Below are 14,120 nucleotides of genomic sequence, written 5' to 3'. Positions count from 1 at the left end.
CGAGTGTAACGAGGGATCTCCTAATGCAGGCACCGCACCACATTCAGGAGATCCTTCATCGCGTTCAGGATGACGAAATTTAACCGTCATCCCGAGTGTAACGAGGGATCTCCTAATGCAGGCACCGCACCACATTCAGGAGATCCCTCATCGCGTTCAGGATGACGAAATTCAGCCGTCATCCCGAGTGTAACGAGGGATCTCCTAATGCAGGCACCGCACCAGTTTCAGGAGATCCTTCACTGCGTTCAGGATGACGAAATTCAACCGTCATCCCGAGTGTAACGAGGGATCTCCTGAATGTGGTGCGGTGCCTGCATTAAAGATCCCTCACGGTGTTAAAGATGACGAAATCCCCGGTTTTATTGAGAATTTACCAGACCTCTCTCTAACCCTTTGACAGGAAATAAATATAGTCGGTACGCAGTAGTTTAAATTGCATACAAAATGAACTTGCCGTGAGTAAAATTACCATTCTTTTTGTATGATTTTTACTTCTAATGTACGCACAAATAAACACTTGCGCTCTACCAAAACATTTAATATAGTGAAAAACCAAGCTGTTATTGATTTTCACATTTAGAGTATAGATTTACGATTTAAAAGGAGTTTCATATGATTAGATTAGAAGAATTGCTTTATTCATTAACGACCGTAATTATTCGCTATCACGACAACCTTATGGGAAAAAAACTGATTACTGCCAAAGATATTCCTGAAGCCCGATTAAAATCAAGAGAATTAGCAATAGCAATAATCCAAAATAAAGACAATGATCTTGATTTCTCAACAAGATTAAAAAATATAATTGTAAATTGCACTGCTGGTTACGCTGATCGACAACCCTTCCTTTATTATATCTTAAATGAAGCCGTATTGATTAACTCATATCTCAACAGAAAAACATCGTTTACCTCTGAAGAGTTTACAGAATATAAGGGGCAAATATTAAAATTACTAATCGATATTAAAGGGCTTTTATGTACGAAAAAAAGTGGTAGATACGAAGTGACACAACACCAAACCGATATGAGTCCTAAGGGCGATATTGCTTTATCGGGTTGCATTAATGAGCGTTATGTTGGTGATTATTTTTGTAATTCAGGCATTTTTTTAAATCAAGAAGTTTTAGAAACTCTGAATATCTCCCATGGTTTTTCTGAAGAGCGATTTGAAGAATTCGCTAATCGAATTTGTATGGAACATCAAAATGCTTTATTAGTACCTGAGCAACAAGCGAAAATATTGGGGTTGGAGGAAGAGAATTCAAACCAAAAGCAAACCATCGAATCGCTCTCCCAAAAAACAGAGGAAGCGCAATCCAGTTCATCGGTTCAAGTTGACCTAGTCAAACAACAAGAGGAAATAATTCGGCAACTTCAAGAAACAGTTGCTCAGCAAGCCGAGCAGCTTAAGCTGCAAGAAGAAAAAATAAACGAACAAAACAAACAGCTTGTCGAACAATTCCAAAGACCAAAATCAATCTTTGGTGGAATGGCCTATAACCCTTTATTATTTGCCTATACAAGGTTTCCAAGAGTTGCTGAAAGTTCAGAAACTACAGAACTCGGTCTAGCAGGTTTGGGAATAAATGAGTAAGCCTCAATTGATTCATTGACTTTTGTATCTAGTCAATGAATCTCAAAGACAGTTGTGACATTATCCTGTTCCCCAAGTTTCTCAGTTCTATACGAATACATTGATTTATCTGTATTACAAAAATACGGTTCAACAAAATTAGTGAACTTTCGAGGCTTCATGGCATGTATTCATTGAAAATTCCAGCCTTTTTCCAACAAAACTCGCAATATGATATAGAATCGCTGTATAATGCATGACTATTCACATTCAACGATAACATAATTCTATGAAAAAAATGGCATACTTCTGGCGTAAAGGTCTTTGGGCGCTGATGAGCCTGTTTTTTCTTTTATTAGTAGCAGGCAGCCTTTTATATCTTTATCTGGAAAGCCAGCTCCCTAATGTAGATTCGCTCAAAACAGTTCAATTACAGGTTCCTTTACAGATATTTAGTAAAGAAGGCTTATTAATTCAAGAATACGGTGAAAAAAAACGTATTCCATTAACTTATGAAGAAATCCCGCAAACTCTGGTTCATGCCCTGATTGCAACAGAAGATCAACGGTTTTTTGAACATCCCGGTGTTGATGTGATGGGACTGGGTCGAGCCGCAGTTCGTATGCTTAAAACCGGTACAAAATCTCAAGGTGGTAGTACCATTACCATGCAGGTAGCACGTAATTTCTTTTTGAGCCGTAAAAAAACCTTTTTACGTAAATTCAATGAAATCATGCTGGCGATTAAAATCGATAGAGAACTCAGTAAAGAAAAGATTTTAGAGCTTTATCTTAACAGAATATACCTGGGTAATCGTGCTTATGGTGTAGGCGCTGCTGCAATGGTGTATTTTGGCAAACCACTGAAAGAACTTAATCTGGCAGAACTGGCAATGATAGCCGGTCTTCCCCAGGCTCCTTCAACACAAAATCCTATCGCTAATCCCTTGGCTGCCAAAAAGCGGCGAGACCATGTATTGGAACGATTATTGGAAGAACATTACATTAATGAAGAGCAATATCAAAATGCAATAAATCAACCCATTACTGCAAAATATCATGGTACCAATATTGAAGTAAGTGCCCCCTATGTTGCAGAAATGATCCGTCAGTCTTTATATGACAATTTTGGTCCCGATGCTTATACCAAAGGGTACAAAGTATACACCACCATCGATGGCAAACTACAAAATACTGCCAATGAAGTCGTTGAAAAGAATTTGATTGCTTATGATCACCGGCATGGTTATCGAGGACCAGTAGCCACCATAGGTGAGAAAGACAGTCAATCACCACAAATAAGACAAAAATACTTAAGACAGTACCCTGAGCTGAACACTCTGGTACCCGCGGTTATTACTGAAGTTGGCGAAAAAGAAGCTACCGCTGCCCTGCAAAATGGACAAACGTTCATTATTCCCTGGGAAGGCTTATCCTGGGCAAGACCTGCCCTTAAAAAAGGCTGGGTAGGTAAATCACCTGTCAAGGCACAGCAAGTCGTTGCAGTTGGTGATATAGTTTATGTGCATTCGACTGAGAAATATTGGGAACTGGCTCAAATCCCGGAAGCTGAGTCAGCTATGGTTGCCCTTAACCCTAAAAATGGGGCAATAGAAGTTCTGGTTGGCGGTTTTAATTTTCAGAAGAGCAAATTCAATAGAGCAACTCAATCCAGCAGACAGCCAGGATCCAGTTTCAAACCTTTTGTTTATGCTGCAGCTTTGAATAATGGCTATAATCTGGCGACTTTAATTAATGATGCGCCTATAGTTGTTGATGATCCAAGCCAGCCCAATCTCTGGCGACCACATAATGTTAATCTTAAATTTAATGGACCAACTCGCCTGAAACAAGCTCTGGTTCAATCAAAGAATCTGGTATCCATCAGAATCCTTGATGATATTGGCATAGATTATACAATTGACTTCCTGACCCGATTTGGCTTTACTAAAAAATCCTTACCAAGAGCCTTATCATTGGCCTTGGGAAGCTTATCTATTAGCCCTATGGAACTAACCACAGCTTATGCTGTATTTGCCAATGGCGGTTATAAAGTCGAACCTTATCTTATCGATCATATTACTGACGCGGACGGTAAGATTTTACTGCAGGCAAAACCGACTGTAGTGTGTAATCCTTGCGATAATGAGAAAGTAGATACGTCGACTTTGGCACCACGAGTGATACCAGAGGACATCGCGTTTTTAATGAATTCAGCTCTTAAAGATGTAATCCAGCATGGTACTGCAAGAGCGGCTCGTGTGCTCAATCGTCAGGATATTGCCGGTAAAACCGGAACAACCAATGATCAGGTAGATGCCTGGTTTGCCGGATTTAATTCTGATTTGGTAGTTACTGCCTGGATAGGTTTTGATAATCCTAAATCATTGCATGAATATGCTGCAAATCTTGCCCTGCCCATGTGGATCGATTTCATGCGAGAAGCTTTAAAAGGCAAACCCGAGAGTGAATTGAAACAACCAGAAAATGTAGTCGCTGTGCGTATTGATCCCGTCAGTGGCCTGTTAGCCAAGCCGAATCAGGACAATGGCATTATTGAGTATTTTCGTGATAAGGAAGTACCGGCAGAGGAAGACCCTACTCCGGTTTATAATGCCAACAACAGCACTAATGATGAACATCTGGCTCCAGTAGAAGAAAATCTATTTTAGAATAAGTGAAGGATCTCCAGATACAGGCACTGTGCCCTATTCAGGAGATCCCTCATTGCATTCGGGATGACGGTTCTTTTCGGGATATCGATTCTTTCGGGATATCGATTCTTTCGGGATGACGTTTTATTATTTCGTCATCCTGAGCACCGCGAAGGATCTCCAAATGCTGGCACTGTGCCTTCTTCAGGAGATCCCTCATTGCATTCGGGATGACGGTTTTTTCGGGATATCGGTGCTTATCAGGATATCGGTTCTTTTCGGGATGACGTTTTATTATTTCGTCATCCTGAGCACAGCGAAGGATCTCCAAATGCTGGCACTGTGCCCTATTCAGGAGATCCCTCATTGCATTCGGGATGACGGCTCTTTACGGGAGACGGTTCTTTTCGAGAGACGTTTTCTTTTCGAGAGACGTTTTCTTTTCGTGATGACGTTTTATTATTTCGTCATCCTGAGCAAAGCGAAGGATCTCCAAATGCTGGCACTGTGCCCTATTCAGGAGATCCCTCATTGCATTCGGGATGACGGTTCTTTACGGGAGACGGTTCTTTTCGAGAGACGTTTTCTTTTCGTGATGACGTTTTATTATTTCGTCATCCTGAGCACAACGAAGGATCTCCAAATACTGGCACTGTGTCTCCTTCAGGAGATCCCTCATTGCATTCGGGATGACGGTTCTTTTCGGGATGACGTTTTTCTAGGTTATTACGAAGCTACAATAATAAACCCTTGTTAATTTTTCCTTAATTTACTCTTAATTTTACCTTAATTTTATTCTGATAGAATTGCTCTCACTAAAACCATTTTGGCTTATTTTAGATCGTCAATAAATTAATATTGGGAGTTTCAATGATCAGTAATCGCGTAATTCAAGAAATGTTAGAAACAGAAATGGCTTATCAAAATTCTTTAGCTCTGTTTGTCGATGCAGGCAACGAACCATTTTATGCGGAAGGTCCTGAAATCTTCCAAAGATTAACAACCGCTATAAATAAATTTGCCTATCTGTCAGATTCACTTCATTATAATGCAAGTGTAGAAATGACGCAGGAATTAAATCCTACTGATCTTAGTGAACTTCGCGCAAAACGGATGATTTTAATAGGTGATTTTTTTACTGAGTTTAAAACCTATATGTCTCTATATGAAGAGTTTCTCAAAACAAAGTACAACGCAAAGTTACCTTCTGAAACATTACCGTTTAAACAATTGGACGAATTTCTTAAGAGTAAATCACCCAATAACTCTGATTCTATATTAATACAACCACTACAACGTGGTCCTCGATATGAATTATTAATTAAGGATGTATTAAAACGAGATGATGAACTTTCCGTAGATGCACCCAATAAATTAATCCCCGCAGCAAGAGAACAGCTGGAACTTCTTCTAGCTACTACAAGAAATTCTTTAGTTGAAGCAACCAAACGTGAAGAAACGCCTGGATATCGATTTGGTGATATATCCAGAGGATTATTACGTAGAGGGAGCGAGATTCTTTTCCCAGCAAAATCAAGCTCACCTGTACCTGCACCTGTGGCAGAGAGCGCGCAAGCATCAGGCTATAAATTTGGTGATTATACGCGTAGTTTTGGCCGAAGAGCCATTTCATTCTGGAGTGCGGCACCTGTTGAAGAAATTAGTTCACCGGTGTTAATTAGTTCGAGCTACAATCCAGTAAATGTGATTCAAATTCCATCAGCCGAACCACCTGTTAGAATACCCCCAGCTCTTCCTCCTCGTGATCTGTCACCCGAAAATACAGTTTTAAACGGTACGGATGATGGTAACGATGAGAATGACACTGAAAACTCATTTACAATTATATAAATACTCTCTTTAAATAGTATTCACTCAAATAATCTATATTAAAAGCGGGAGGTTAACTCCTGCTTCTGTACGCGCTCAATAAATCTTGTACTTTCGTCATCCTGAACACAGTGCGGAGGTATCCCCTCAAAATTTATAACACCGAAAATGTAGTTATTTAAGTCTCAATGGTCAACTCAATACCCGTCTTTGCGAGCAACGCGAAGCAATCCACAACGGAGCCTTATTGGAACTGTATTCTGGATTACTTCACTTCGTTCGTAAAAACAAGAGTTTATACTGAATAGTAGATAATTATACTCGCTTGAATTATGAGGGGATGCCTAAGAACGCAGTGAAGGATCTCCATATGCAGACACAACACTATGTTCTGGAGATCCCTCATTGCATTCGGGATGACGTTTCGAGGGGTTCCCGCAGATAATGAATATCATACGGGTTCATTAAAGGAATTTTAAATCAACTATTTACCAGCCAAAGCAATATTAGCAGGTACATAATCAAATCCTAAATCACGTGCCACAGCTTCATAAGTTATTTTACCTTGATGAACATTTAACCCGTTCAGCAGATGATGATCACTTAATAAAGCCAGTTTGGTTCCTTTAGTTACAATGCTTAAAACAAAAGGTAAGGTTGCATTATTCAATGCAAATGTTGAAGTTCTGGGTACAGCTCCTGGCATGTTGGCCACGCAATAATGCACTACATTATCAACCACATAGGTAGGTTCTTGATGTGTCGTAGCACGACTGGTTTCGAAACATCCACCTTGATCTATAGCCACATCAACAAGGACTGAACCAGGACGCATGGACTTCAACATCGCCCGGGTAACCAGCTTGGGAGCTGCCGCACCAGGAACCAAAACAGCTCCAATTACTAAATCCGCACTGGATACATACTTCTCTATGGCATCAGCTGTTGAATAAACTGTATTAAGCTTGGAACCGAATTGAAAATCCAAATCATTCAATCGTTGTAATGAACGATCCAGAACAATAACTCGTGCCTCCATACCCATAGCCATACGAACCGCATTTGAGCCGACAACACCACCACCAATAACCACTACATTGGCTGCTGCCACTCCAGGTACACCACCTAACAAGACCCCGCTGCCACCTTGTGCCATTTCGAGACAATGCGCTCCAGCCTGTATGGACATACGGCCTGCGACTTGAGACATAGGAGTAAGTAAAGGCAAGCCTCCATCATCCTGAGTTACAGTTTCGTAAGCAATAGCAGTGACGCCCGATTCTTTAAGCAAACGAGTTTGCTGAGGATCCGGAGCCAAGTGCAAATAGGTGAATAATGTTTGGCCTTCACGAAGTCTTTTACATTCAATGGGTTGAGGTTCTTTTACTTTAACAATCAGCTCAGCGTTGGCAAACACTTCATCTGCACTATCTACAACCTCTGCGCCAGCATTACGATAGTCATCATCAGAAATACCGATACCAAGACCTGCGCCACGCTCAACCAAAACAGCGCCGCCTACCCGAACAATCTCCCTTACGCTTGATGGAACAAGACCCACGCGATTTTCTTGAGATTTTATTTCTTTTGGAACACCTACTAACATAACAACTCCCTCTAACGGTTCTTTAATTGTTCTATTAATTGAGGAACCAATTCAAACAAATCACCCACCAATCCGTAATTAGCAATTTGGAAAATAGGTGCATCTTCATCCTTATTGATTGCAACAATTACTTTAGAGTCTTTCATACCAGCCAGATGCTGCACGGCTCCGGAAATGCCTACGGCGATATAGAGTGTAGGCGCGACAACCTTACCGGTTTGTCCCACTTGATAATCATTCGGTACAAAACCCGCGTCAACCGCAGCTCGGGAAGCCCCAACAGCAGCCCCCAGGCAATCAGCCAAATCCTCAATCAGCTTGAATTTTTCAGCGCTTTGTAATCCTCTACCACCAGAAACGACGATTTTGGCGCTGCCCAATTCTGGTCGTTCTGACTTGCTCAGTTCATGCCGGATAAACTGACTGTTCTGCGGCAGAAACTCCTGATTCATTGATTCGATACAACAGGCATCTTGACTGCCTGTTACAGGATTAAAAGCTGTTGACCTTATGGTCAGTACTTTTTTGGCATCCAGAACTCGAACCGTTTCAATCGCATTACCTGCATAAACAGGATGTTCAAAGGTATTCGCGTCAATTATCCGAGTTACATCCGAAACTTGAGCCACATCCAAAAGAGCAGCAATCCGGGGAGATATATTTTTACCATAGGTACTGGCAGGTGCCAGGATTACATCAAATGAACTGGCAAATGAAACGACTAAATCACTAATCTGTTCAGCCAGTTGATGCTCATAACAGGGTTTATCAACATGCCAGACTGCATGTACTCCTGCTAATTGAGCGGCTTGATCTGCAACTGTTTTACATTGATGCCCGACTACAAGCAGCGTCGGTTTATTATCCACTTCCAATGCAGCAGCCAATACATTTCGTATTGATGGGTGTATTGTTTGATTATTATGTTCCACAAGTACTAAAGTGCTCATCTCTTCTCCTTATCAAAGCACTTTGGCTTCATGTTGTAATTTATCCAACAATGCTGCCACTGACTCAACCTTGATTCCGCCACTGCGAACAGCAGGCGCATTGACCTTTAAAATTTCAATATGCTTCTTCAAAGAAAGCCCTAAAGAATCAAGTTCACGCACGTCCAAAGGCTTGCGCTTTGCTTTCATTATATTGGGCAGGCTTGCGTACCTGGGTTCGTTAAGACGCAGATCAGTGCTCACCACCGCAGGTAATTGCACTTTTATCGTTTCCAGGCCACCATCAATTTCCCGAGTTACTTCGAGACCATCGCTATGAGCATTTAAGTTGGAAGCATAAGTTGCCTGAGGCCAACCTAATAGTGCCGCCAGCATTTGAGGAGTTTGATTGTTATCACCATCTATAGCCTGTTTACCCATTAAAATTAAATCAGGCTGTTCCTCTTCGACGATTTTTTTCAGAATTTTAGCGATATTCAAGCTTTCCAATACTTGACCACTTCGCACCATAATTGCTCTGTCAGCGCCTAAAGCGAGTGCGTGACGCAAGGTTTCCTGTGAACTGTCGTCACCGATGCTCACTGCAACAACTTCTGTTGCCCAGTTTTTTTCGCGTAGACGTAAAGCTTCCTCAATAGCTATTTCATCAAAAGGATTCATTGCCATTTTTATATTTTGCGTTTCGACTCCTGAATTATCCGATTTGACACGAATTTTTACATAAGGGTCTATCACACGTTTCACTGCCACGAGTATTTTCATGGTTCCTCACTGGAATATCAAAACAGTCCGCATCTTGCCAGAGATACGGGTGTAAATTCAAGAGGTTAATTTTAAATTGAATGATGTCACAATTTTATGAAATTGAAAAATATAGAAAAATATTTAAATCAAATCATTCAGAACTACTAAAAATTCATCAAGACTGAAAATTTACACTTCCTGTAAACCATACAAACGGTCTTCCAGGTAAAAACCATTCCATGGTCATACGCCAACCAATTAAAAACTCTAAAGACATTTTAGTCATTGATAAAATAGTTGTTATTTTATCATGTGCAGATACCTTCATTATGTCTCGGAAATTAAAAATGCAGAGAGTATAAATCTGCAATAGAGCCAAAAAAACCGCCGCACGTTGGTGGAGAGACGAATTATCGACAACCCCTATTTGTGGTTTTTTTCTTAAAAAAGAAACAATGCCTGGTTAAGTCTAACCAGGCATTAATTATTAATCGGTAATAAGATTACCATTTGTTATTAAGTTACTAATAATGTCATGGGAATTAATAGTTCCATATACTGAAGTTAAATCCACTCCTTGTAACACTATAGTCTGAGTGGCGTTTGTAACCGGATTAGTACCTGTTGGATCAATTTTTATCAGCGTGTCAGCTCCTGATTTAGATATATTCAAGTAGCTATCCAAATTTGCAGTATTCTCGCCTAGTAATAAATCAGATAAATTCAATACACTCACATCAGGCGAACCACCTCCAACTGGATTGGGTTTAAAATCAGTTATTACATCCTGAATTGGACTAGCAACAGTACCTCCAAGATTATCTCCAGCTAGCCAGACAAAAGTATCTATTCCACCACCACCGGTCAAGGTATCAGCGCCCTGACCTCCTATCATGTAATCATTCCCTAATCCACCATTTAAGTTATCGATGCCTGTGCCACCATAAAGTATATCGTTTCCAGCATTACCAGTTAGAGTGTCATCACCCGCTTGACCAAAGAGTAAATCATTACCATCGCCTCCAGAGATAATGTCATTACCTATTCCGCCATAGATGGTGTCGTTACCTGCTTCCCCATTTAAAGTGTCATTACCCGCTCCACCATAAACCAAATCATTACCACCTCCTGCATTAACTGTATCATTACCCGCATATGCATGGATCAGATCATTAACCGAACCTGAAGCACCAGAAATCACAGTACCAGCTTCCGTACCGGTAGAAATCGTGTTAGTTGTTACGTCAGTTGATATGGTTAATACTTGAGATGTACTGGCTGTACTTCCATTAGATGACTCAGTAGCGGTTGCGGTAACAGTTAAATTAATACTGCCACTGGTAAATGAAGTAGGCGGGTAATAGATAAGACCTACTAAGTCAGCCATATTAGTAAATTCCCACACACCTGCTATTAGCGTACCTGCAGATAAAACTCCTCCTGCAGGCACTCCACTAATTCTAACTGTTAAAGTTTCAGACCCATCTGGATCTTTAAGAGCAGCATTAATAGGAATCGCGATTGGTTTTCCATAGGCTGTAGAATTGTAACTAATAGTTGTGCTCGTTATATTAAGTTGGGAGTCCTTGTTATTATCGATTCCGTTTGTAACCAACCAGGAAAATTGATAATTACCAGCCTGGGTAGCAGTATACGTATACGTTCCGTTAACCGTAGCTGAAACACCAGCTTGCTCTGAAGAAGTAACTTGTATCATTTCTTTAGTGCCATCGGGTTTAGTCACAACCAAAATTGCCATATCATTATAACCACTATTAATTTCACTCGCGATATTCTCTCCATTTACAAACTGCCAGCCAAATGAAACTTGGCCTCCATTAGCCAAGCTATAATTTGCATTGGTTAACTTGCCATCGAATACATTAACGTTTCCAGAATGATTAAGAGTAACGCCTGCAGGAGGATTAAAAGTATCCAAAGAACCAGAAGCAAGACTCAATTCACTCTCTAGATTTGTTTGTACAATTCCCGGTTCTGTAGATATAGACGTATTACCTGGATTAACAGTGCTGATGGTTAAAGGCAAAGATAGCATTGGTGCATCTGCAACCGCAGTAAGGTTTATTGCCACAGTATCAACATCACTGAGAGCACCTCCACTACCGGTATTACCTAAATCATTAGTCGTCATCGTCAGATTGACTGAACCGCTGAAATTAGCAACTGGGATGTATGTAACTCCTGAAGATCCCGCCAGAAATGCATTAATATTATCCACTGTACCACTTAACACCACAGAACTCGTACCACTACCACTAACCGTTACTCCTCCTGCAGTAGCCGCTGTTAGTACGCCACTTGCAACAGCCAAAGTCACACTGACAGTACTACCAAATGCATCAACATCTACGATACTTAGTCCAGTCAATTTAACCGCCGTGTCTTCAGTCGTACTTTGTGCTGATATTGTATTAACTGGTGAATCGTTAACAGAATTTACTGTAACATTCACCGTAGCAGTCTCGGTAACACCACCAGAAGTCACCGTGTAATTAAAGCTGGTACTGCCGTTGTAATTGGCGGTTGGGGTAAAGCTTAAGGTACCGTTGGCATTCAATAGTACCGTACCGTTGGCCACAGCCACTGTGCCACCCACGGCAATCGCTGTGCCATTAATCGCAGTAATGGTATGGCCTGCGTTTTCAAAGCTATCATTGGCATTGACATTGATAGTCACCGCAGTGTCTTCATTAGTAGTTACTGCATCGTTGACAATATCAGCCACCGGCATAACCGTTATGACAATGCTGTCCGTATCACTTAAGGCGCCGTCATTAGTGACTACCGTCAGGCTGTCAGGACCATTGTAATCAGCAATCGGAGTATAAGATAAACCATTCAACGCGATGGTGATGTTCGCTGGAGATCCTACCAGAGTCACCGTTCCTGTACCGTTATTCGTAATGGTAACCCCTGCTGTTGCCAGTGCCGTTAAGCTGCCGTGTGCCACAGAAATCGTGGTGGTCACAGATGCGCTGTCTATATCGGTGAGGCTTATCGCATTGCCATTAGCAGAGCTAAAGATCCGAGTCGCATCTTCATTCATCGTTTGAGCGCCAGGGACGCTGTTGATTGGGGCATCATTAACCGGGTTTACTGTGACGTTCACTGTAGCCGTTTCCGTAACCCCACCGGAAGTGACCGTATAGGTAAAGCTGGTAGCGCCGTTGTAATTAGCAGTTGGGGTAAAGCTTAAGGTGCCGTTAGCATTTAACAACACCGTACCGTTGGCCACAGCCACTATGCCACCTACAGCAATGGCCGTACCGTTAATTGCAGTAATGGTATGGCCTGCATTTTCAAAGGTATCATTGTTATTCACATCATAATTAGCCACTGTGTCTTCATTCAGGGTTATGGCATCATTGGCAATATCCACAACTGGTGTCACCGTAATGGCAATATTGTCCGTATCACTCAAGGTGCCGTCACTGGTAACGACCGTTAAGCTGTCTGCACCATTGTAATCAGCAACCGGGGTGTAGCTTAAACCATTTAAAGCGGTGGTGATGTTGGTTGGAGATCCCACCAGAGTCACTGTTCCTGTACCGTTATTCGTAATGGTAACCCCAGCTGTTGCCAGTGCCGTTAAGCTGCCGTGTGCCACGGAAATCGTGGTGGTCACAGATGCGCTGTCTATATCGGTGAGGCTTATCGCATTGCCATTAGCGGAGCTAAAGACCTGAGCCGTGTCCTCATTCGTCGTTTGAGCGCCCGGGACGCTGTTGATTGGGGCATCGTTGACCGGGTTCACGGTGACATTCACTGTAGCGGTTTCGGTCACTCCACCGGAAGTCACCGTGTAGGTAAAGCTGGTGCTGCCGTTGTAATTGGCAGCTGGCGTAAAGCTTAAGGTACCGTTGGCATTCAAGAGTACCGTACCGTTGGCCACAGCCACTGTGCCGCCTACGGCAATGGCCGTACCATTAATTGCAGTAATGGTATGGCCTGCGTTTTCAAAGGTATCATTATTATTGACATCATAATTTGCCACCGTGTCTTCATTCAGAGTTATGGCATCGTTGGCAATATCCACGACTGGATTAACCGTAATGGCAATGTTGTCCGTATCACTTAAAGCCCCGTCACTGGTGACTATAGTTAAGCTGTCAGCACCGTTGTAATCAGCAACCGGGGTGTAGCTTAAACCATTCAAAGCGGTGGTGATGTTGGTTGGAGATCCCACCAGAGTCACTGTTCCTGTACCGTTATTCGTAATGGTAACCCCTGCTGTTGCCAGTGCCGTTAAACTGCCGTGTGCCACGGAAATCGTGGTGGTCACAGAAGCACTGTCAATGTCTGTCAGGCTTATCGCATTGCCATTAGCAGAACTAAAGACTCGAACCGTGTCCTCATTCGTGGTTTGGGCGCCAGGGACGCTGTTGATTGGGGCATCATTAACCGGATTCACTGTGACGTTCACTGTCGCCGTTTCCGTAACTCCGCCGGAAGTCACTGTGTAGGTAAAGCTGGTACTACCGTTGTAATTGGCAGTTGGCGTAAAGCTTAAGGTACCGTTTGCATTTAATAACACCGTACCGTTGGCCACGCCCACTGTGCCGCCCACGGCAATGGCCGTACCGTTAATTGCAGTAATGGTATGGCCTGCGTTTTCAAAGGTATCATTGTTATTCACATCATAATTAGCCACCGTGTCTTCATTCAGAGTTATGGCATCATTGGCAATATCCACAACTGGATTGACTGTAATGGCAATATTGTCCGTATCACTTAAGGT

At 42.1% G+C, this 14,120-nt stretch carries 8 protein-coding genes; 4 read left to right on the top strand and 4 right to left on the bottom strand.

From position 1 onward, the window contains the following. The first annotated feature begins 615 nt into the window (after positions 1-615). The 4 genes from Lqua_RS13330 (at position 616) to Lqua_RS13315 (ending at position 6,082) form a co-directional block, all read left to right on the top strand. A complete protein-coding gene (locus Lqua_RS13330; protein ID WP_058474777.1) occupies positions 616-1,599 on the top strand; it encodes a hypothetical protein in 984 nt (327 codons plus the stop codon). A gap of 268 nt (positions 1,600-1,867) precedes the next feature. Continuing rightward, complete coding sequence (locus Lqua_RS13325; RefSeq protein WP_058474776.1) at positions 1,868-4,249, top strand: penicillin-binding protein 1A; 2,382 nt, start codon at positions 1,868-1,870, stop codon at positions 4,247-4,249. Positions 4,250-4,415: 166 nt separating this feature from the next. Then, the gene (locus Lqua_RS13320) at positions 4,416-4,988 is read left to right on the top strand and encodes a hypothetical protein (RefSeq protein ID WP_058474775.1); all 573 of its coding nucleotides are present in this window, start codon (positions 4,416-4,418) and stop codon (positions 4,986-4,988) included. 113 nt (positions 4,989-5,101) lie between these two features. Further along, positions 5,102-6,082: a RhoGEF domain-containing protein gene (locus Lqua_RS13315; RefSeq protein ID WP_058474774.1), complete on the top strand. Its 981-nt coding sequence runs from the start codon at positions 5,102-5,104 to the stop codon at positions 6,080-6,082. A gap of 463 nt (positions 6,083-6,545) precedes the next feature. Here Lqua_RS13315 and ald read toward each other — a convergent pair whose 3' ends face one another. From ald to Lqua_RS13295, 4 genes are all read right to left on the bottom strand, one after another. Beyond that, positions 6,546-7,667, bottom strand: coding sequence for an alanine dehydrogenase (ald, locus tag Lqua_RS13310; protein WP_058474773.1), 1,122 nt, complete (start codon positions 7,665-7,667; stop codon positions 6,546-6,548). An 11-nt stretch (positions 7,668-7,678) separates the two neighbouring features. Continuing rightward, a complete protein-coding gene (locus Lqua_RS13305; RefSeq protein ID WP_058474772.1) occupies positions 7,679-8,617 on the bottom strand; it encodes an electron transfer flavoprotein subunit alpha/FixB family protein in 939 nt (312 codons plus the stop codon). Positions 8,618-8,629: 12 nt separating this feature from the next. Next, entirely contained in the window at positions 8,630-9,379 is a 750-nt protein-coding gene (locus Lqua_RS13300; protein WP_058474771.1) for an electron transfer flavoprotein subunit beta/FixA family protein, read from the bottom strand. Positions 9,380-9,848: 469 nt separating this feature from the next. Next, positions 9,849-14,120 (bottom strand): beta strand repeat-containing protein (locus Lqua_RS13295; RefSeq protein ID WP_157076145.1); only part of this gene is annotated, 4,272 nt, incomplete at its 5' end.

The organism is Legionella quateirensis, from assembly GCF_001467955.1.
Taxonomy (GTDB): Bacteria; Pseudomonadota; Gammaproteobacteria; order Legionellales; family Legionellaceae; genus Legionella; species Legionella quateirensis.
The sequence above is the reverse complement of the archived record's forward strand: the minus strand, read 5'-3'. Positions and strand labels throughout refer to the sequence as shown.